The 20,438-nt window shown below is 54.4% G+C and carries 18 protein-coding genes and 2 pseudogenes; 10 read left to right on the top strand and 10 right to left on the bottom strand.

Annotated features, from left to right (window positions below):
* Positions 1 to 43: 43 nt before the first annotated feature.
* Positions 44 to 194 (bottom strand): annotated as a pseudogene (locus AC5M9B_RS06650) (IS5/IS1182 family transposase); the annotation flags it as partial.
* Between the two features lie 148 nt (positions 195 to 342).
* Entirely contained in the window at positions 343 to 1,050 is a 708-nt protein-coding gene (gene truC, locus AC5M9B_RS06645; protein WP_487648417.1) for a tRNA pseudouridine(65) synthase TruC, read from the bottom strand.
* 185 nt (positions 1,051 to 1,235) lie between these two features.
* Here truC and AC5M9B_RS06640 point away from each other — a divergent pair, with 185 nt between their 5' ends.
* Both AC5M9B_RS06640 and rsgA read left to right on the top strand, forming a co-directional pair.
* Positions 1,236 to 1,964: an LOG family protein gene (locus AC5M9B_RS06640; protein ID WP_070871290.1), complete on the top strand. Its 729-nt coding sequence runs from the start codon at positions 1,236 to 1,238 to the stop codon at positions 1,962 to 1,964.
* Between the two features lie 209 nt (positions 1,965 to 2,173).
* Complete coding sequence (rsgA, locus tag AC5M9B_RS06635; RefSeq protein WP_487648411.1) at positions 2,174 to 3,040, top strand: ribosome small subunit-dependent GTPase A; 867 nt, start codon at positions 2,174 to 2,176, stop codon at positions 3,038 to 3,040.
* Between the two features lie 95 nt (positions 3,041 to 3,135).
* Here the strand turns inward: rsgA and AC5M9B_RS06630 are convergent, their stop codons facing one another.
* A complete protein-coding gene (locus AC5M9B_RS06630) occupies positions 3,136 to 4,998 on the bottom strand; it encodes a ribonuclease catalytic domain-containing protein (RefSeq protein WP_487648410.1) in 1,863 nt (620 codons plus the stop codon).
* 340 nt (positions 4,999 to 5,338) lie between these two features.
* Here AC5M9B_RS06630 and AC5M9B_RS06625 point away from each other — a divergent pair, with 340 nt between their 5' ends.
* On the top strand, positions 5,339 to 7,108 hold the full coding sequence (locus AC5M9B_RS06625) for an acyl-CoA dehydrogenase family protein (protein WP_487648409.1): 1,770 nt from the start codon (positions 5,339 to 5,341) through the stop codon (positions 7,106 to 7,108).
* A 71-nt stretch (positions 7,109 to 7,179) separates the two neighbouring features.
* On the opposite strand, the gene dinG is transcribed toward AC5M9B_RS06625, so the two are convergent.
* Together dinG and AC5M9B_RS06615 are read right to left on the bottom strand one after the other, a co-directional pair.
* A complete protein-coding gene (gene dinG / locus AC5M9B_RS06620) occupies positions 7,180 to 9,330 on the bottom strand; it encodes an ATP-dependent DNA helicase DinG (RefSeq protein ID WP_487648408.1) in 2,151 nt (716 codons plus the stop codon).
* Between the two features lie 528 nt (positions 9,331 to 9,858).
* Positions 9,859 to 10,125, bottom strand: coding sequence for a DUF3079 domain-containing protein (locus tag AC5M9B_RS06615; protein WP_003766405.1), 267 nt, complete (start codon positions 10,123 to 10,125; stop codon positions 9,859 to 9,861).
* A 204-nt stretch (positions 10,126 to 10,329) separates the two neighbouring features.
* On the opposite strand from AC5M9B_RS06615, the gene AC5M9B_RS06610 reads away from it, so the two are divergent.
* The 3 genes from AC5M9B_RS06610 (at position 10,330) to AC5M9B_RS06600 (ending at position 12,040) form a co-directional block, all read left to right on the top strand.
* Entirely contained in the window at positions 10,330 to 10,920 is a 591-nt protein-coding gene (locus tag AC5M9B_RS06610) for a sigma-70 family RNA polymerase sigma factor (protein WP_070654978.1), read from the top strand.
* Between the two features lie 18 nt (positions 10,921 to 10,938).
* Positions 10,939 to 11,109, top strand: a complete 171-nt coding sequence (locus AC5M9B_RS06605) for an anti-sigma factor family protein (protein ID WP_141752020.1) — start codon at positions 10,939 to 10,941, stop codon at positions 11,107 to 11,109.
* A 412-nt stretch (positions 11,110 to 11,521) separates the two neighbouring features.
* Entirely contained in the window at positions 11,522 to 12,040 is a 519-nt protein-coding gene (locus tag AC5M9B_RS06600; protein ID WP_019270832.1) for a c-type cytochrome, read from the top strand.
* A 164-nt stretch (positions 12,041 to 12,204) separates the two neighbouring features.
* Here the strand turns inward: AC5M9B_RS06600 and AC5M9B_RS06595 are convergent, their stop codons facing one another.
* The 4 genes from AC5M9B_RS06595 to AC5M9B_RS06580 all read right to left on the bottom strand — a co-directional run bounded on the left by AC5M9B_RS06595 (position 12,205) and on the right by AC5M9B_RS06580 (position 14,966).
* Positions 12,205 to 12,537 carry a zinc ribbon domain-containing protein YjdM gene (locus AC5M9B_RS06595; protein WP_019270833.1) on the bottom strand — a complete coding sequence of 111 codons (333 nt, stop codon included), beginning with the start codon at positions 12,535 to 12,537 and terminating at the stop codon, positions 12,205 to 12,207.
* Positions 12,538 to 12,823: 286 nt separating this feature from the next.
* Positions 12,824 to 13,549 (bottom strand): septal ring lytic transglycosylase RlpA family protein, encoded by a 726-nt coding sequence (locus AC5M9B_RS06590; RefSeq protein WP_070654976.1) that lies wholly within the window; start codon positions 13,547 to 13,549, stop codon positions 12,824 to 12,826.
* Between the two features lie 150 nt (positions 13,550 to 13,699).
* Complete coding sequence (trmL, locus tag AC5M9B_RS06585) at positions 13,700 to 14,164, bottom strand: tRNA (uridine(34)/cytosine(34)/5-carboxymethylaminomethyluridine(34)-2'-O)-methyltransferase TrmL (RefSeq protein WP_070655029.1); 465 nt, start codon at positions 14,162 to 14,164, stop codon at positions 13,700 to 13,702.
* 64 nt (positions 14,165 to 14,228) lie between these two features.
* The gene (locus tag AC5M9B_RS06580) at positions 14,229 to 14,966 is read right to left on the bottom strand and encodes a ComFC family protein (RefSeq protein ID WP_083310369.1); all 738 of its coding nucleotides are present in this window, start codon (positions 14,964 to 14,966) and stop codon (positions 14,229 to 14,231) included.
* Positions 14,967 to 14,979: 13 nt separating this feature from the next.
* Between AC5M9B_RS06580 and bioH the strand changes: the two genes are divergently transcribed.
* Positions 14,980 to 15,726, top strand: coding sequence for a pimeloyl-ACP methyl ester esterase BioH (gene bioH, locus AC5M9B_RS06575; RefSeq protein WP_070654972.1), 747 nt, complete (start codon positions 14,980 to 14,982; stop codon positions 15,724 to 15,726).
* A gap of 246 nt (positions 15,727 to 15,972) precedes the next feature.
* Positions 15,973 to 16,761 (top strand): class I SAM-dependent methyltransferase, encoded by a 789-nt coding sequence (locus AC5M9B_RS06570; protein ID WP_487648407.1) that lies wholly within the window; start codon positions 15,973 to 15,975, stop codon positions 16,759 to 16,761.
* Between the two features lie 291 nt (positions 16,762 to 17,052).
* Here the strand turns inward: AC5M9B_RS06570 and msrAB are convergent, their stop codons facing one another.
* On the bottom strand, positions 17,053 to 18,621 hold the full coding sequence (gene msrAB / locus AC5M9B_RS06565; protein WP_487648406.1) for a bifunctional peptide-methionine (S)-S-oxide reductase MsrA/peptide-methionine (R)-S-oxide reductase MsrB: 1,569 nt from the start codon (positions 18,619 to 18,621) through the stop codon (positions 17,053 to 17,055).
* Between the two features lie 145 nt (positions 18,622 to 18,766).
* On the opposite strand from msrAB, the gene ftsY reads away from it, so the two are divergent.
* Positions 18,767 to 20,218, top strand: coding sequence for a signal recognition particle-docking protein FtsY (ftsY, locus tag AC5M9B_RS06560; RefSeq protein ID WP_487648405.1), 1,452 nt, complete (start codon positions 18,767 to 18,769; stop codon positions 20,216 to 20,218).
* Between the two features lie 103 nt (positions 20,219 to 20,321).
* Positions 20,322 to 20,432 (top strand): annotated as a pseudogene (locus tag AC5M9B_RS06555) (IS5/IS1182 family transposase); the annotation flags it as partial.
* Between the last annotated feature and the right edge of the window lie 6 nt (positions 20,433 to 20,438).

Genomic DNA, 20,438 nt, shown 5'->3' with positions numbered 1-20,438 from the left:
TACTGTCTTAATGATTTGAGATTGAGTTGAAACAAAAGGTCGTCTGAAAACCAAAACTGATGGTTTTCAGACGACCTTTTGTCAAATATAGTGGATTAACTTTAAACCAGTACGGCGTTGCCTCGCCTTGCCGTACTATCTTGTACTGTCTGCGGCTTCGTCGCCTTGTCCTGATTTAAATTTAATCCACTATAAGAGTAGCGTGGGCATTGCCCACGACTTTCAACCCAGACATCCGAACCCAATCATTTCTATTCATTCCGTGGGTAAAACCCACGCTACGGGCTTAGTTTTTGATACGGAACCCGCGCCACCAGCCTGCCTGTTGGCGCGACCTTTCGCTTAGGCTTCAAACTTATCCAGCCAAATCCGCCAGCTCTCGTCGGTATCGGCGCAGACGGTCAGGGTTTCGCCGTTTTCGATGCTTTGGAACGACAGGCTGCGGGCGTGGAGCATGAGGCGGGTGGTGCCGAGGTGGGCGGCGGTGGCGTGGTTTTGGCGCAGGTCGCCGTAGTTGGTGTCGCCGACGATGGGGTGGAAGATGTGTTTCATGTGGCGGCGCAGTTGGTGTTTGCGGCCTGTGTACGGGATGAGTTCTGCCCACGAGTAGCGCGAGGTCGGGTAGCGGGCGGCGGATTGGAAGGGCAATTCGGTGCGCGCCAGGCAGCGGTATTGGGTTTGGGCGTCTTGGAGGGTAGCTTCGGTTTGGGATTCGGCGATTTTGTCGGGCTGATATTTGAGGGGGTAATCGATGAGTCCGTCGTCGGGCAAATATCCGCGTACGATTGCCCAGTAGGTTTTGTGTGTGGTTTTTTGTTCGAACTGCTGCGTCAGCAGGCGGGCGGCTTCGGGGTCGAGGGCAAACAGGAGGACGCCGGATGTGGGGCGGTCGAGGCGGTGGGCGGGATAGACGTGTTGTCCGATTTGGTCGCGCAGGGTCTGCATGACGAACTGTGTTTCGTGGCGGTCGAGCCAGCTTCGGTGGACGAGCATTCCGGCGGGTTTGTTGACGGCGATGGTGCGGCTGTCGCGGTAGAGGATGTCGAGCATGGCGGGATGTGGGCGGAAATGGGGAATTGTAACGCAAGCGGTCGCGGCTGAGACGGCAATCTTGGGCTGGAACGCATGATTCGGTTCAAATAAGGAACACTTGCTGCCGTTCATGTTTGCGTTTTCAGACGACCTCGGGTTCTGTCGGTTACAATGTGGGGGTTCAACAAGATGAAGGAAAAACTGTGAGCCTGCTCAAAAAACTGCCCAAGCCTATGCTGACCGATGAGGCGCGCCGCGAGATTCAGGCGCGGGAGTCGTATCATGTTTTGAAGATTATTTCGGAATTTGTCGAAGCGGGCGAGGAGCTGCGGGCGATTCAGCCTGCGGTCAGCATTTACGGCAGCGCGCGCACGCCGGAAAATCATCCCGACTACGAATTTACGCTGCGGCTGGCGCGCAAGCTCTCGGATGCCGGTTTTTCCGTCATTTCGGGCGGCGGTCCGGGGATTATGGAAGCGGCGAACAAAGGCGCGTTTGCGGGCGCAAGCCCTGCGGTGGGGCTGAATATTGTGTTGCCGCACGAGCAAAAAGCCAATCCGTATCAGGATTTGTCCATCAAGTTCCAACATTTCTTCCCGCGCAAAGTGATGTTTGTGAAACACGCGGTCGCGTATGTCGTCATGCCCGGCGGCTTCGGCACGCTGGACGAACTGTTTGAAAGCCTGACGCTGGTGCAGACGGGCAAAACGCCCGACCGCCCGATTATCTTGGTGGGCGAGGATTTTTGGTCGGGCTTGTTGGACTGGATACGCAAAGAGCTGCTCGGGCGCGGGCTGATTTCGGAAGCGGATATGGATTTAATCCGACTGATTGACGGTGAAGACGAAATCATCGAAGAAATCTTCGCGCATTACGAAAACCGCTTGGAAGATTTTTCCGAAGGCGTTAACGCGTGGTCGCTTGGATTGTGACGGGCTGAGAGGTCGTCTGAAAACATTCCGAATCTCGCGGGTTGAGTTGAAATCAAGACCAAGCGGCAACGCCGTACTGGTTTAAAGTTAAGCCACTATAGAATCGTTTCAAACGACCCCTGCCTATTTCGGTACAATACCTTTTCGCCGCAAGGCAGCCACGCCGCTGCGAATATTCCCTTTATCCAATCCACCCGACCCAACCGTTCATGACCGATACCGCCCAAATCATTACCAGCTACGGCCGCCGCTACATCGTGCGCACACCCGACGGCAAAACCTACGAAGCCAGCACGCGCAAAAAGCGGGTGGATTTCGCCTGCGGCGACCGCGTGCATATCCAAAACATCAACGCCGAACAAGCCGTCATCGAAGACTACCTGCCGCGCGAAAGCCTGCTCTACCGCCAAGACGCTTGGAAAACCAAGCTCATCGCCGCCAACGTCAGCCAGCTCCTTATCGTTACCGCTGCCGTTCCCTCGCCCAGCGAAGCCCTGCTGCAACGCGCCCTCCTAGCCGCTGAAGCCGCGGGCATCCAAGCCGTCATCGTCCTGAACAAAGCCGACCTGCCCGAAACCGCCCTCTGGCGCGAAAAACTCAAATTCTACGAAACGCTGGGTTATCCCGTCATCGAAACCCGCGCGCTGGAAAACGCCGACATCCTGCGCCCCGTCCTGCAAGGGCATACCAACATCCTGCTCGGACAAAGCGGCATGGGCAAATCCACCCTGACCAACGCCCTCTTGGGCAACCAAACCGCCCGCACCGGCGACATATCCACCGCGCTCGATTCCGGCAAACACACCACCACCCACGCCCAGCTTTACGATTTAAACGAAGCAACCCAATTAATCGACTCCCCCGGTTTGCAAGAATTCGGGCTGCACCACCTAGAAGCCGCCGACCTGCTGCAATACTTCCCCGACCTGAGCCACCTCGTCGGGCAATGCCGCTTCCACAACTGCACCCACCGCGCCGAACCCGGCTGCGCCGTCAAAGCCGCCGCCGAAGCAGGCGAAGCCAAGCCCGAACGCATCGAGTTTTTGCAACGGATAACGGATGAGTTGTTGAGATAGAGTAGGCAGTCGGACTTGTCTTTGTGAAATAAAAAAACGTCGTCTGAAAACTTGTAAAACAGGTTTTCAGACGACCTTTTTTCATGACGGCAAACTTACGCAACCGCAGGAGCGACAGCTTTCACATAGTTCAGCGCGATAAATTGCTTTTCGGGGTCAAGCTCGGTGATTTTGAGCAGGACTTGCGTTTTAGGCAGCGCGTCAAACGGGATGCCGGTGGCGCGCGTTACCAGCGGCAGGCCTTCGATGCGGACGAGGTCTTCTTTGAGGATGGTTGCGGTCAGCTCGCTTGTGCCTTGCTGTTGCAGGTACACGAGGCTCCAGTAGGCTTCCATCTGCCGTTGGAAGTCGGCGTAGGCAGCGTAGGCGGTGTCGAAATCGCGCAGGGCGGCGAAGAGTTCGGCATCGCTTTGCCGGAAGAGCGGCTCGGCGGTGTCGTCTATCAGGCTGAGGAGTTGTTTTTGGTTGATGTAGTCGGCGGCGCGGCGCAGCGGCGAGGTAAACCAGCCGTAATGTTGCACGCCCATGCCGATGTGCGGCTCGGATTTGGTGCTCATGCGCACTTTTCCGGCGGGTTGCACGCGGAAGAGGCCGGGCAGGTCGTTGTCATGGAGCATCTGCGCCCAAGTGCTGTTAGCCAAAATCATCATTTCGCTGACCAGCATATCGATGGGCGAACCACGTTCGCGGCGGACGACGGAGACTTTGCCTTCTTCATCCAATTCAATGCTGTAATCGTATTGCGGCGCGCGGTCGGGTTCGTATTTGCCGCGCGCTTTTTGCAGGGCGACGGCGAATTGGTGCAACCAAATCAGGTCTTGATGATGGGCGAACATCATTTCGCCGGCTTCGTCCAAGCCGGTTTCGGCGTTGAAATGCGGCTCGATGGCTTGGATGCGCAGGTTTTCGGCGATGTTGACGGCTTCGATTTTGCAGGTCGGCTCACCGACGTTGAATTCGCTGTCCACATCGAAATAAATGCTGACGGCAGGACGGTACGCGCCCGCATCAAGGCTGAACGCGGCAATCCAGTTTTCGGGCAGCATGGTGATTTTTCCGCCGGGGAAATAGACCGTGCTCAAGCGGTCCATGATGTTTTTTTCCATTTTGTCGCCTTGTTTAATGGCGAGCGACGGCGCGGCGATATGGATGCCGACGCGCTTCGTGCCGTTGCCCAAATCTGTCAGGCTTAAAGCGTCGTCCACTTCGGTGGTTGATTCGTCGTCGATGGAAAAGGCGGTAACATCGGCCTTGGGCAGGTCGGGCATTTCAGGTAAGGGGAGGTCGGGAAAGCCTGTTCCGTTGGGGAAGTATTTGATTTCAAAACTGTCTTGCAGATATTGGGGAATGGACGTAATGCCGCCTGTTTTTTTCGCCAATTCGTAGGCGGAGGTTTTCAGCGCGTCGGCGGCTTTGGTAAAGGCTTTGTAGGTTAGCGACTGCTTGTCGGGCGCGTGCAGAATGGTTTTCAAATCCGCCGCGATTTCAGACGGCATCTCGCCGCGTTTCAAGGCTTCCGCCCAAGCGTCGATTTGCGCGTCTTGTTGTTTTTTGCGTTCGATGGCGGCAAGCGCCTGTTTCAAAGTTTCTTCGGGCGCGGCTTTGAACACGCCTTTGGCTTTTTTGTAGAAATACATCGGCGCGGCGTAAAGCGCAATCAAGGTCGCCGCCAGCTCGGTTTTGGTCGGCGCATGGCCGTAATATTCTTCGGCAATCGCCTCGGCGGAAAATTCTTCTTCGCCGCATACTTCCCACAATAAATCGGTGTCGATGTCCGCCGCCTGCGCCTGCGCGTTCTCCAAAAACGCCGCCATATCGCCGTCGAACTCGGCAAAGACGTTGTTCGCCTTCACTTTGGTGCGCTTGCCGTGTTGGGTATCGACTTGGTAGGTGGCGTCGTTTTTTTGGACGATGGCGGCGACTTTGAATTGGCCGGACTCTTCGTAAAAGATATTCATGTATTGCTGCTGTCAGGTTGAAGTGGGAAACGGACGATTTTAGCAGATTCTTGTTGATAAAGACGGACAAAAGGTCGTCTGAAAAACTTGCCCTCCCCTTCTCATTTCATTGAAACCGCCTTTTCAGACGACCTTTGACGACTTTGACCGCGCTCAAACCTGCTGCGCTCCGCCCATGCTGCCTGATTTGAAATAATTTGTTTAAAAATAGAAGGATAGCCTTTTATTTTGCCCGAGGTCGTCTGAAAACCTGCGCTTTGCAAACCTGTGGTTTAGGATTAGTATAACTATACCAATTTATCCCAAATCCATTTCAAATCATTCACTTCGGAGAGATTCCATGAGCTACACGGCCCCTGTAAACGAATTGCGTTTCGGCATCCGCGTGCACGGCAGGTTGGACGAAATCCTGCAACTGCCCCATGCAGAAGGTTTGGATGCGGAAACGGTGGATGCAGTGCTGGACGAAGCGGCGCGGTTTGCCTCGGAGCAATGGGCGGACACCAACCGCACCGGCGACCTGCACGGCGCAGGTTTTTCAGACGACGTGATTACCACCCATCCCGATTTGGCGCGTGCCTACTATGATTTCTGCGAAGCGGGTTGGGCGGGTTTGCGCGCGCCGGCAGAGTTTGGCGGACAGGGGCTGCCGGCGGTCGTGTCGGCGGTGTGTGAAGAGATGTGGTGCGCCGCCAACCTTGCCCTGTCGCTGATGCCGATGCTGACGCTGGGGGCGGTGGACGCGCTGTTCAAACATGGCAGCGAGGAGCAGAAACAGACCTATCTGCCGAAAATGTGCAGCGGCGAATGGGCGGGAACGATGAATTTGAGCGAACCGCAGGCGGGTTCGGATTTGAACCATATCGCCACCCGCGCCGTGCCGAAAGAAAACGGTGCGTATGCCCTCAGCGGTCAGAAAATCTTCATCACTTGGGGCGATCAGGAAATGACGGAAAACATCGTCCATCTGGTGCTCGCGCGCCTGCCCGATGCCGCGCCGGGCGTGCAGGGCGTGTCTATGTTTATCGTGCCGAAATATTTGGTAAACGCGGACGGCAGCTTGGGCGGACGCAACGGCGTGCGCGCCATCGGCATCGAACACAAGCTCGGCATACACGCCAGCCCGACCTGTACGATGGAGTTCGACAACGCCGAAGGCTATCTGGTCGGCAGGGCGGGCAAGGGTTTGGCGTATATGTTTACCATGATGAAAACCGCGCGGCTGAATGTCGGCATCGAAGGTCATGCCGTTGCCGAACGTGCCTACCAAAACGCGCTCGCCTATGCGAAAGAGCGCGTGCAAGGGCGCGACGAGACAGACGGTTCAGACGACGTAGCGATTATCCACCATCCTGACGTGCGCCGTATGTTGTTGATACAAAAGGCAACGCTCGCCGCCCAACGCGCCCTGTATCTGCGCGCCGCCGCCCTGACCGATTTTGCCGCCGCCTGCCCCGACAACGTATTGCGCAAAGAAGCGGAGCGCGAACTGGATTTCCTGATTCCCATCGTCAAGGCTTGGCCGACCGACAACGGCGTCGTCCTGACCAACCTCGCCATTCAGATTTACGGCGGCGCGGGCTACGTCGAAGAAAGCGGCGTGGCGCAATACCTGCGCGACGTGCGGATTACGCCGATTTACGAAGGCACCAACGGCATACAGGCCGCCGATTTGGCAGGGCGCAAAACCACCAGCAAAAACGGCGCGCTGCCTTTGAAGCTGCTCGCCGAAGGAAAAGAGCTGGCGGACAAACTCGCCGCCGCCGAACCTGCCGCCGCGCAGCAACTGGCGCAAGCCATTGAAACGGCGGAACAAAGCATCGCCCGCATGGTCGGATACGCCGACCGTCCCGCCCTCGCCGCCGCCGCGTCCAACGCCTACCTGCAACAAATGGGGCTGACACTCGGCGCCATCGGACTCGCCCGCGCCTACCTTGCCGCCGAAGCCGCCCAAAAGGAAGACGCCGGCGGCTTCGGCAGCAATTTCTACGCCGCGCAGCAACACAACGCCCGCGTCTATTGCGCCCACGTCCTGCCGCAGGTTTACGCCTGCGCCGCGCAGATTGAAAACGCGCAGGCATTGCTGGACGTGCCGTTAGAACTTTATTGACGGATACGGGTTTGAAAAAGGTCGTCTGAAATTGGAAATCTGGTTTCAGACGACCTTTTTATTTATGGATTTCAACCTATCCTTTTAAACGGCGGCAGGCTGGCTAGTAATTGTTGGCCGTACCGCTGCGTTTTGACGCGGTTGTCGAGGATGGTCACGCGGCCGTAGTCTTGTTCGGTGCGGATGAGGCGGCCGACGGCTTGGATGAGTTTGATGCCGGCTTCGGGGACGGTGATTTCGATGAAGGGGTTGCCGCCGCGCTGTTCTATCCAGCGGTTTTGGGTTTTTTCGATGGGGTTGTCGGGCATGGCGAAGGGGAGTTTGGCGATGATAACTTGCACGCAGGCGGTGCCGGGCAGGTCGAGTCCTTCGGCGAAGCTGTCGAGTCCGAAGATGATGCTGGCTTTGCCTTCTTCTATGGCTTGGTGGTGTTTTTGCAGGAGGACGGCTTTGGGTAATTCGCCTTGTACGAGCAAGAGCGGCAGGTAGTCTTCGGGCAGGCGCAGGGCGACATCCTGCATTTGTTTGCGCGAGGAAAACAGGACGAGCGTGCCGATGGCTTCGGTGGGCGAAATGAGCTTGGGCAGCCATTCGACAATGGCGGCGGTGTGCGCGGCGGGGTCTTTGGGACTGGCGTGCACGGGCGGGATGTAGAGTTCGCCTTGCGCGTCGAAATCAAACGGGCTTTCTAGGGCGAGGGTGGTGGTTTCGGGCAGCCATTGCAGTCCGGTTTGGCGCAGGATCAGGTTGAAGCTGCCCAAGGATTGCAGGGTGGCGGAGGTCAACACTGCGCCTGCCGCGCGCCGCCACAGGCTGTTGGCGAGGTGGGACGCGCTGCTGATGGGGCTGGCGTTGAAAATGTAGTCGTTTTTGTCGTCGGCGCGGCGGGTTATCCATTTCGCCAGCGGTTCTTCGCCCTCGAGTGGGACGGTGGAGAGTAAATCCCATGTGGCGGTGATTTGTTCGATGCGGGCGCGGAACACGCCGAATTCGGTACTCAGGCGGTCGATTTGCGCGCTGTTTTGGTCTTTTTCGCGGCGGGCGGCGGACAATGCGTCGCTGAGGCTGTTGATGTGTTTGTAGAGGCTGCGGGCGGCGATGGCGGTGTTGGAAACGGTGGTTTCGAGGCCTTCGGGGATTTTGCCGTCTTCCCACAGCCAAGTCGGTTCGCTGTTTGTCCGTCTGTCGTTTTCAGACGACCCCAAGCCCAAAGACGGCTCTTCGGCGAGGTGGAACTGCCATTCGTGCAGGCTTTCGAGCAGCGCGGCGGCGGCTTCGTCGGCAAGATTCGCCAACTCGCCTTTGTCGGTGAGTGCGGCAATTTTGCCGGTAACCTGCGGCAGTTTTTCCAACGCCCACACCGCTTGGTTCCACGAATGCTCGGCGGCAAACTGGCTGAGTGCTTTTTTGGGCAGGTGGTGCGCTTCGTCTATGCAGTAGAAGCTGTTTTCAGGGTCGGGCAAAATCACGCCGCCGCCCATGCTGATGTCGACCATCAGCAAATCGTGGTTGGTTACGACGACATCGACGGTTTCCAGTGTGTCGCGGGCAAGGTAAAACGGACATTCCGGGCGGTTGGGACAGGCGGCTTTGAGACAGCCGTAGTTGTCGTTGTTCACCTTCATCCAGATGGTGTCGTCGATTTTTTCCGGCCAAGTATCGCGGTCGCCGTTGAACCGACGGGCGGAAAATTCGTCGGCGATGTCGCGCAGCAGCTTCAATTCTTCGGGCTTGGGTTTGCTGTCCCACAAGACGGCGGGGGCTTCAAAGCCGAGCAGGTTTTGCTGGGCGTTGCTTTGCGTGAGTTGGTAGAGTTTGTAGGGGCAGAGATAGCGGCCACGCCCTTTGGCAAGCGCGAAGGTCAGTTCCAAGCCGCTTTTTTCAACCAAAAACGGCAGATCGCGGTCAACCAACTGCTCCTGCAAGGCAACCGTCGCGCTGCTCACAATCAGCCGCTTGCCGCGCGTCTGCGCCATAATGCCACCCGCCAGTAAGTAGGCAAGCGATTTGCCCACGCCGGTCGGCCCTTCGATAACGGCAATGCTCTCACCCTCGCGCTTGGGCGGCTCGCCGCCTTCTTCGCGCGTCAACGTCCGCGAAAAAGCGTTGGCAACCGCCGCAATCATTTCCCGCTGCGAAGCGCGCGGACGGAAACCGGGCAGGTTTTTGCCGATATTTTGGTAATGGTCGCGGATGGCGTTTTTTTCTAAATCGGTGAGCATCGAGGTCGTCTGAAAAGGTGGATTTGCTTATGAATTGGTTATTTTAGCATTTTTCGCGGACGGGTTCGGGAGAGATGGGAGGGGTCGTCTGAAAAGCATATTTTTGTGTTTTCAGACGACCTTTGGTAAGGGAGGCTGCATCGGGACAGGAGTTTTGAACCGTTGTCGTTTCTGTCTTCGTGTGAACAAGTTAAATTACTTTATTTTCGATATGCACTTACCGGCTGTCGTCATTCCCACGCAGGCGGGAATCCATCGTAAAACTTGAGAAACCTTGATTTGGAAAACAGTTTCTGAATTTAAAAAATGGATTCCCGCCGTAGCCTGTCCTCGCGTAGGCGGGGGCGGGAATGACGGAATTTGATGATATACCGTATTTAAAGTTGAGTATGTTTGCTATATAGAGATGGGCGGCTGCGGTGCGGTGTGGTTGAATTCGATTACGTTGGTGCATCGTTGAAATAAAGATAAGGGCGCATGATCGCGCCCCTTCGGTTTTCAGACGACCCCTTAAGTTTAGCGGGGTGCTTAAGCCGTTTTGTTCCGCAACGGCAGTTTGATATGCGGCTTGGCGGGTTTGGGCGCTTCTTTCAAACCCAGTTCGATTTGCTGCTCTTCGCTCAACAAATTGCTCCAGTCGCCTTTTTTATACCACTCGCGCCCGTCCAATTCGATGGGGTGTTGGATGCGCTCGCAGCCGTTGCCGCACTGCAAATCGTCTTCTTTGCAATATTTGTCGCAACCCCAGCAGATGCGCTCCGGCGCTTTGGGGAAGATAGGGAATTTTTTTGCCATGGTGTGAAATCCTTGTTTTTATTTTGATGAAATTATAAATGATTAGACCGAGGCAGCTTGGGTTTTGTACGTCTTTTTACGCTGGACGGTTAAGAAATGTATCAGGTCGTCTGAAAGGCGGAGTCTGTGCGTTCGTCTGTTTCATCACACACCTTTCCCATATCGGCGTAAAATCCGTACCCATTCATTCGATAATAATACATTATGCCCTTCCCCGAATTGACTGACGCCGAGCTTGCCGAATCCCGCAAGCTGCTCCTGCGTTTCGCCCGCATCCAGTTGCCCGACCGCCCCGATTTGGCGGAAGACCTTGTGCAGGAAACCATGCTTTCCGCCTACCGCGCTGCCGAAGGTTTTAAAGGTGATGCACAAGTGGGCAGTTGGTTGTTTGCCATTTTGAAAAACAAAATCACCGACTGCCTGCGCCAAATCGGACGGCAGCGCGAAGTATTCGCCACGCCTGCGGAAGAAATGTTGGACGAAATCTTTGAAGAACGGTTTGCATCAGACGGACATTGGACGACGGACGGCCATCCGCAAACTTGGGCCTCGCCCGAAAAAACGTTGGACAACAAAGAGTTTCGTGAAATCCTGCAAACCTGCCTCTACCAAATGCCGGAAAACACTGCCCGCGTGTTTACCATGAAAGAAATCCTCGGCTTCTCGTCCGACGAAATCCGCGAGCAATGCGGCATCAGCATGTCCAACTACCATACCATCATGCACCGCGCCCGCGAAACCCTGCGCCAATGCCTGCAAATCAAATGGTTCGGCAATGCAGGACATGCCGGTTAACCCTGTTAGGAAACCACAATGAACAAATGCCGCAAAACCGCCTACCTGCTCTCCAAAAAACAGGACGAAACCCGCCTGACCGTTCCAGAACGCATTTTTCTGGGCAGCCACCTGCTGATATGCCCCCATTGCCGCGAATATAAAAAACAACTCGACCTCATCCATAAAGCCATGAAAAAGATTTTTTGAGGCTACCGGATAAGGTAAAAAGGTCGTCTGAAACCTGATGTAGGTTTCAGACGACCTTTTATCATTAAGAGAAAACACGGATTGATCGCGGTTGAAGATGAATTTTCTATGAAACGGAACACCCATAAAAAAGCCGGGTTTTTAAACTCGGCTTTTGAAATTTGGCGGTATTTGGGCAGATTTTGAAGCATGGCAAACAAGGTTTAAACCGCCCAATAAGCTGGAAGTTTTATAGGAATGGTTGTATGGGTGTCAACATTTTCATCCATTTTTCAGTACAAAATATGATTTATGACAATATTCATTACTACAGTTCATTACATCGGCGGAAACGTTCATATTATATGTGTTAATATTTCATAGCTGTATTATAAACAGTACCTTAACTAGAAAATTTAAAGAAGGATAGAACATGAACAAATTACTAATTGCTGCAATGATGATGGCTGCACTGACAGCCTGTTCTCAAGAAGCCAAGCAGGAATCTAAGGAAGCGGCTACCGCCGTTGCCTCCGATGTTAAAGACGCTGCTGCTTCTGCCGTTGATACCGTTGCTTCTGCCGCTCAAGAAGCTGCAAGCAAGGTAGAAGAGGCTGCCGACAAAGCTGCGTCAGAAGTGAAAGAAGCGGCTCCTGCTGAAGCCAAACCGGAAGAAAAACCCGCAGATGCTTCTTCTGCCAAAGTGGACGGTAAAGCCGTTTTTGAAGCCAACTGTAAAATGTGCCACGGCGGTACCATCCCAGGCGCTCCGGTCGTCGGTAAAAATGACGACTGGGCTCCGCGTATCAAACAAGGCAAAGAAACCCTGCATAAGCATGCACTCGAAGGCTTCAACACCATGCCGGCAAAAGGCGGCAATACCAGCCTGAGCGACGACGAAGTCAAAGCGGCGGTCGATTATATGGCCAACCAATCCGGTGCCAAATTCTAAGCCGTACAAATCAAAACGCACCTCGCAATAAGGTGCGTTTTTTTATGGGAAAACAGCTTTAAAAAAGGCGAAAACCGTTTGAAAGCAACCCTTACGGAGACAAGTAGCTTTACAAACGGTTTTCAGGTCGGCCTAGCGACCCACCAATGGTTATTATACCAACATCATGTTTTTTTGACAAACTCTGATTTCAAATTCATCGCGCTGCCGTCGATTTTGCAACCGATATTGTGGTCGCCTTCTTGCAGGCGTATGCCTTTCACCTTGGTTCCTTGCTTGATGACCATGGAGCTGCCTTTGACTTTGAGGTCTTTAATCAGGACGACTGTGTCGCCGTCTTGCAACACGGCGCCGTTGGCATCTTTGACGCTCAGGGTTTCTTCGGCGGTTTCGCCGTCGTTTTCTGTCCATTCAAACGCGCATTCGGGGCAGATGTATTGGCTGCTGTCTTCGTAGGTGTATTCGGATTGGCATTGTGGGCAAGGTGGGAGGGACATGGTGGTGATTCCTTTGGTTGAGAAGCGGGGGATTATAAGGGAAAGGATGCAAGGATACGACGGCTTTGTATAGTGGATTAAATTTAAATCAGGACAAGGCGACGAAGCCGCAGACAGTACAGATAGTACGGAACCGATTCACTTGGTGCTTCAGCACCTTAGAGAATCGTTCTCTTTGAGCTAAGGCGAGGCAACGCCGTACTGGTTTAAAGTTAATCCACTATACCCATGCTTCAATACAAAACGACCTGTCTTGCAACAGGTCGTCTGAAAACACGGATGCGGCTTAGAGGGACAGCGAAGCTGCCTGAATCAGACCGCGTGCTTTGGCTTCGGCTTCGGCGGCACGCTCTTGCGAGGTGAAGGGACCCATTTTGACGACGTATTCGTAGTCGCGTTTCTCCATGGAAACTTTCGGATTCATTTTGCCGTAAGAAAGGTTTACCGCAGCTTGGTTCATATAGGCTTGCGCTTCACGCTCGGTACCGAAGGATTTCAAATCGACAAAAATGTCTTGACCGTTGTAGGCTTGTGCGCTTTGACCCGGAACGATTTGCTCGACTTTGACGTGTGCCGTGCCTTGGTTGATGAAACCTAATTGTTGGGCGGCGGCTTTGGAAACGTCGATTACGCGGTTGCCGTGGAAAGGACCGCGGTCATTGACGCGGACGATGACGCTTTTACCGTTTTTGGTGTTGGTCACACGGGCGTAGCTGGGAATGGGGAGGGTTTTGTGGGCGGCGGTCAGGGCGTTCATGTTGTAACGCTCGCCACTGGAAGTTTTACGGCCGTGGAATTGGCTGCCGTACCATGAGGCGTTGCCGGTTTGACTGAAGTTGGATACTTTGGTCATCGGCGTGTAGCGTTTGCCGGCGACTTTGTAGCTGCGGTTGGCTGAGGAGCTCAGCTTCTCGGCGCGGACGATGGAGTCGGCAGAGGCGGAATGAATGGAAAGGATGCTGATTGCAACGGCAGTCAGGGTGGAGAAAAGGGTGGTTTTAGATAAAATCAAAACGTAGTCCGTTCTAGAGTTGATAACGCGACGGGATGGCTCCCAGGCGGTTTCAGACGACGTATTGGCGGTTTGACAAAAACCAAGCTGTTGTCGGACAGTATCGCCTTGGTTTTTGTCAAACGGCTCAGGGAGACTCCCTTGCGGATGTTATACACCGCCTGCGTAACCGTTTTGCCGCCATGCTTCAAACAGAATCACGGCGACGGTGTTGGAAAGATTCATGCTCCGGCTGCCGGGCTTCATGGGCAGACGCAGCTTTTGCCCTTCGGGCAGGGTGTCGAGGATTTCGGCGGGCAGGCCTCGTGTCTCGGGACCGAACAAAAAAACATCGCCCTCAACAAAAGAAACTTCGTCGGGACGGGTTTTGCCTTTAGTGGTCAGCGCAAAAATGCGGCGGCCTTCCAAGGCTTTGAGACAATCTTCGAAATTCTCGTGTACCATCAGTTTTGCAAACTCGTGATAATCCAAACCTGCGCGTTTCATTTTTGCCGAATCCAGCGGAAAACCGAGCGGCTTGACCAGATGCAAATCTGCTCCGGTGTTGGCGCATAATCGGATGATATTGCCCGTATTGGGCGGGATTTCGGGTTGGTACAAAACTATGGTAAACATATAAATCAATCACTTATAGAGCGGCATAATGCCGAAATGTTCCGTAGGTGTCAAAAACTTTAAGCTATTTTTTCATTGGCGGACGCGCCAAACTCCAGCAAAAAATCTTGCCTGCGCCTGATTTTTTCAGCGTCCGCGCCAATTCGTCCAGCGTCGAGCCGGTGGTGAACACATCGTCGATTAACAAAATATTACAGTTTTTCGAGATATGACCATTGATTTCAAAAGCATTTTTTATATTGCGAACCCTATCTGCGCTTTTCAGCGTGCTTTGCGGCTCGCGATGTCGTCTGAAAACCGTCTGCCGCGGCAGCAGTGTCCAGCCGTAATGTTCGGACAGAATATCCGCCAATTCCTCGCTTTGGTTGAAGCCGCGATACAGCCGCCTTTCTTTGCTCAACGGCACGGGCAGCACAAAATCGAAATGCTCCGTTTCCAGCCAGTCGGGCGCATGGCGGCGCATCAGTTCCGCCAGCGGACGGCTCATGCCGAGGTCAGCCAAATGCTTCAACGCGCGTATCATACTGCTGACGGGCGGCTCATAATACAGCGAAGCCCACATCCGCTCAAATGCCGGCGGCTTCTTCTGACAGCCGCCGCACACCGCCCCGCCCTGTATAGGGCGGAAACACAAAGGGCAACTGTTTGCCACGTCCGTAAAAAACTCTTCCAAATCCGCCGCGCAACCGTCGCAAAACCCGCCATACAGCCGGTTTTCGCACGCTGAAACCAAGGCGTGGCATAATACGCAACGGCTTTTGTTCCACCATCCCGCATTGCACCACCAAGAGAAAACATCCATAGAGAAAACAGCCATGCCGCACTCCGCCAAAAAAGTTTATCTGATACACGGCTGGGCAGCGAACCGCCACGTCTTCGACGACCTCATCCCGCGCCTGCCTGCCGATTGGGACATCCACGCTCTCGACCTGCCCGGACACGGCGACGCACCCTTTGCCGAAAACTTCAACATCGCCGCGATTGCCGAAGCCTTCGCCGAAGAAATCGATACACCGGCACACATCCTCGGCTGGTCGCTCGGCGGCTTGGTCGCGCTCCATCTCGCCGCACGCCGTCCCGACAAAGTCCGTTCGCTCTGCCTGACCGCAAGTTTCGCCCGCCTGACTGCCGACGCGGACTACCCCGAAGGGCTGTCCAATTCCGCTTTGAGCAAGATGGTCGGCGCGTTTCGGCAGGATTATGCCAAACATATCAAACAGTTTCTACAATTACAGTTGCTGCATACACCAAACGCCGCCGAAATCATCGGCAACATCCTGCCCGATCTCTCCCGCCACGGCGCACCGCCCGCCCTGCAAGCTGCGCTGGACGCCGTCAACCAAGCCGATGCCCGCCCCCTGCTTTCAAGCATCCAAGCCCCGTCGCTTTTAGTGTTCGGACAAAAAGACGCCATCACCCCGCCGCGTATGGGCGAATACCTCAACCGCCATCTGGCGGACAGCGAATTGGTCTTGATGGAAAAAGCGGCACACGCCCCGTTTTTAAGCCACGCAGATGAATTTGCCGAACGCTACCGCGGCTTTGTCGAAAAGGTCGTCTGAAAAGGCATACTTTGATTTCTGTACAAATATGAATTTAGAAATTAAGGATTAAGGAAATTTTTCTATTTTTAATAGATTAAAATGGCAGAAAACCCGTTTCGTCATTCCCGCGCAGGCGGGAATGACGACATACGAGGATTAGGGTGGTTTTCGGAATACGGCATAAGAACATAGAACCGCCACTCCTATACAAACATCAATAACGGTACTACTCCTTCAAAAAAAGAAAAAAAGGTCGTCTGAAACATGAACCCCCAAGACAAACGCTGGCAAATCCACCGCCATCTCGCCCAAGACACCGACGAGCGGCTGCAAATCGTCCGCAACGCGCCCAAGCGCGTCCTGCTGGTCGGCGCGGACGCAGACATCAGCCGCAGCCTGCTTGCCGCGCGTTATCCGAACGCGGTATTCGAAGAATACGACCCGCGCGCCGACTTCCTTCAAACCGCCGCAGCCGCGCGCAAAAACGGTTTTTGGCAAAAGCTCACCGGCAAAACCGTCGCCCAACATTGCCAAGCCCTCACCGCCCCGCTGCCCGAAGCCGCTGCCGATATGTTGTGGGCGAACCTCAGCCTGCCCCGCGCGGACGAAATCCTGCCCGTCCTGAAAAACTGGGCAAACGCCTTGAAAACAGACGGTTTATTATTCTTCACCCATTTCGGCCGCGACAGCCTGACCGAGCTGACAGGTCGTCTGAAAAGCGCGGGGATAACGTATGAAACGCCGACCTTAATCGATATGCACGACCTCGGAGACATGCTTGCCGATAACGGTTTCTACGACCCCGTTACCGATACTGCCAAGCTCGAATTGAGCTACCGCAAAGCGGCGACGTTCCAGCAGGACATGGAAACCTTAGGTCTATGGCACGCCTTGAAATTCAGCGATGACCGCGCGGCTGAAGCCTTTGTGGATAAGATTTTTGAAACCGAAGGTGGCTTGACCATTACACTCGAAACCGTGTACGGCCATGCCGTGAAAAAATTGACGCTGCCCGAGGGGGAAAATGTGGTGCGGTTTTATCCGAAAGGCTGAACAGTTTGTCAAAACAAATGAAAGGTCGTCTGAAAACGTCTAACGAATGGTGTTAAAACGTTTTCAGACGACCTTTCTTCCTTAGCTGATTCATTCAACTTTCAATACGCCATTTCCCATCGGCTGTCATTTTCCGCAGGCTGAAATCCAGAGGCTTGAAATGACGGAAACTGCGAAACATTTCTGAAAATGATGGTATGCAAGTTTATTATTTTGATTCACTAAAATTTGCGGGTCGGGCATTCCTACTCGACCCGCCGTTTTCAGACGACCTTTCGTGTTATCGCGCCTTTATTTCACTTTGCCTTTCAACGCGCCGTAGCCTGCCGCATCCATTTGTTCCAGCGGGATGAATTTCAGGCTCGCGCCGTTGATGCAGTAGCGCAGTCCGCCTTTGTCTTGCGGACCGTCGGCGAAGACGTGTCCCAAGTGCGAATCGGCGGCATGGCTGCGGACTTCGGTGCGGCGCATGTTGTAGCTGAAATCGTCGTGTTGGGTAACGGCGGCGGCGTTAATCGGGCGGGTGAAGCTCGGCCAACCGCAGCCGGAATCGAATTTGTCGGCGGAGCTGAACAAGGGTTCGCCGCTGACGACGTCCACATAAATGCCGGGTTTGAACAGATGGTCGTATTCGTGGCTGAAGGCGTATTCGGTCGCGCTTTTTTGGGTAACTTGGTATTGCTCTTCGGTCAGGATGCGTTTGAGTTCGGCATCACTGGGTTTTTTATATGTTGCCGCGTCGAAGCCTTTACCTTGCGGGGCGGCCTTGCTTTTGCCCGGCAGCGGTTCGTCGGCTTTGCGGATGTCGATGTGGCAGTAGCCGTTGGGGTTTTTAATCAGGTAGTCCTGATGGTATTCCTCGGCGTCGTAGAAGTTTTTCAGCGGCTCGTTTTCGACGACGAGGGGCTGTTGGTATTTTTGCTGCTCGCGTTTGAGGGCGGCGGCGATGACGGCTTTTTCGGCGGGGTCGGTGTAGTACACGCCGCTGCGGTATTGCGTGCCGGTGTCGTTGCCTTGTTTGTTGAGGCTGGTCGGGTCAACGACGCGGAAATAGTATTGCAGGATGTCGTCGAGGCTGAGTTTGTCAGCATCGTAGGTGACTTTGACGGTCTCGGCATGACCCGTGTCGCGGTAGGACACGTCTTCGTAGCTCGGATTTTTTGTTTTGCCGTTGGCGTAGCCGGATACGGCGTCCACCACGCCGTCTATGCGTTGGAAATAGGCTTCCAAGCCCCAGAAGCAGCCGCCTGCGAGGTAGATGGTGCGCGTGCTCATGATTTTTGAATCCTTTTTCTGTGTGTCGGGTTTGTAGAACGCGTTTTTCAGACGACCTAAATCGGCATTCGGATCGCGGATTAACGCCAATGCCTGCGCTTCGTTGATGCTGCCTTTGACGATGCGCTGCACGTCGCCGTCTTTACCGATTAACGCCCACGAAGGGTAAACGCTGATATTCAGGCTTTGGGCGATGGTGCCGCCGTTGTCGGTCACGACGGGCAGCTTGGGATAGTTCAACCCGGCATACCATTTCTGGAAGTCGCCGTCTTTTTTCTCGTGCAGAAAACCGGGGGAGGCGACGGTAATCAGGTTGGCGGAGCTGAAGCGCTTGTCCTGCGCCCATTTTTCGGTCTGCCCCAATTCGGACAAACACAAAGGACACCAGCTCGCCCAGAATTTAATCAGGGTGGGTTTGTCTTTTTTCAAATAAACGCTGGCGGGGCGGTTGTCCGCGGTTTTTAACGTGGACAAAGTGTGCGGCACGGTCGCGGCTTCGGCATCGGCGATTTTGGGCGAACAAGCGCCCAGCGCAAACAGGCAGCCGAACTTGGCGCAAAGGGAAAAGAAGGTACGAGGTTTCATCTCTATGTTTCCTGTGTGGACGGTTTGTATTATTAGACGTTGAAGATGCCAAAACCTTACAGCCTGGATTTTCAGACGACCTTGCCGCGTAAAATACGCTACAATACGCTCTATTTCAAGCTTCTAAAATTAAAAGGAAAATTCAATGTTCAGCTTCTTCCGCCGCAAGAAAAAACAGGAAACGCCCGCTCAAGAAGAAACCCGCATTCAGGAAACCGCCGCCGAAGCCGTAGAACACGCCGAAACTGCCGTTTCGCAAACGCTTGAAACGGTTCAGGAAAACATCGGCGAAAAAGCGGAAGAGCTGACGGAGGCAGTCGAAACGGCGGTAGAAAACGCAAAAGAGCGCGCCGAAGAAATCCGCGAGACTGTGGTTGAACATGTTTCCGAAACGGTCGAACACGTCCGCGAGGCAGTCGGCGAAACGTCGTCTGAAACGGTCGAAAAAGTGGAAGAACGCGTGGAAGCGGTCAGCGAAACCGTTGCCGAAAATGTTTCCGCAGCAGTAGAACACGTCCATGAAGCGGTCAGCGACGGGTCGTCTGAAACCGCAGAAACTGTCGAAACCGTAGAAATTCAAGCTGAAGCCGCGCCTGCAACATCCGAAGAACATTCCGTAAAAACCCCTGAAAATACAGCCGTCGCAACGTCGTCTGAAACCTCTGAACCGTCCGAAACCGAACCCAAACTCGGCTGGGCGGCGCGTTTGAAACAGGGTTTAACCAAATCGCGCGACAAAATGGCGAAATCGCTGGCGGGCGTGTTCGGCGGCGGGCAAATCGATGAAGATTTGTACGAAGAGCTGGAAACCGTGCTGATTACCAGCGACATGGGTATGGAAGCGACGGAATACCTGATGAAAGACGTGCGCAACCGCGTCAGCCTCAAAGGACTGAAAGACGGCAACGAGTTGCGCGGCGCATTGAAAGAAGCTTTGTACGACTTGATTAAACCGTTGGAAAAACCGCTGGTCTTGCCCGAGACGAAAGAGCCGTTCGTCATCATGCTGGCGGGCATCAACGGCGCGGGCAAAACCACCTCCATCGGCAAACTCGCCAAATATTTCCAAGCGCAGGGCAAATCCGTGCTGCTTGCCGCCGGCGACACCTTCCGCGCCGCCGCCCGCGAGCAGCTTCAAGCATGGGGCGAACGCAACAACGTTACCGTCATTTCGCAAACCACAGGCGATTCCGCCGCCGTCTGCTTCGATGCCGTCCAAGCCGCCAAAGCGCGCGGCATCGACATCGTGCTGGCCGACACCGCCGGCCGTCTGCCCACGCAGCTTCATTTGATGGAAGAAATCAAAAAAGTGAAGCGCGTGCTGCAAAAAGCGATGCCCGACGCGCCGCACGAAATCATCGTCGTCCTCGATGCCAACATCGGGCAAAACGCTGTCAACCAAGTCAAAGCCTTTGACGATGCGCTGGGGCTGACGGGGCTAATTGTGACCAAACTCGACGGTACGGCAAAAGGCGGCATCCTTGCCACGCTTGCCTCCGACCGCCCTATTCCCGTCCGCTACATCGGCGTGGGCGAAGGCATAGACGATTTGCGCCCGTTTAACGCGCGCGCGTTTGTGGACGCGTTGCTCGATTGATACTGTCGTACGGTAAAACAGTAAACAAGAAGGTCGTCTGAAAAGTTTTCAGACGACCTTTTTCTTTTTGAGGCTGCCCTAGCAAATACGGCAGCCCCACTAATATAGTGGATTAAATTTAAATTAGGACAATGCAACGAAGCCGCAGACAGTACAAATAGTACGGCAAGGCGAGGCAACGCCGTACTGGTTTAAATTTAATCCACTATACATTGCTCTC

The sequence above is a fragment of the Neisseria flava genome (genome assembly GCF_982712965.1).
The sequence above is the reverse complement of the archived record's forward strand: the minus strand, read 5'-3'. Positions and strand labels throughout refer to the sequence as shown.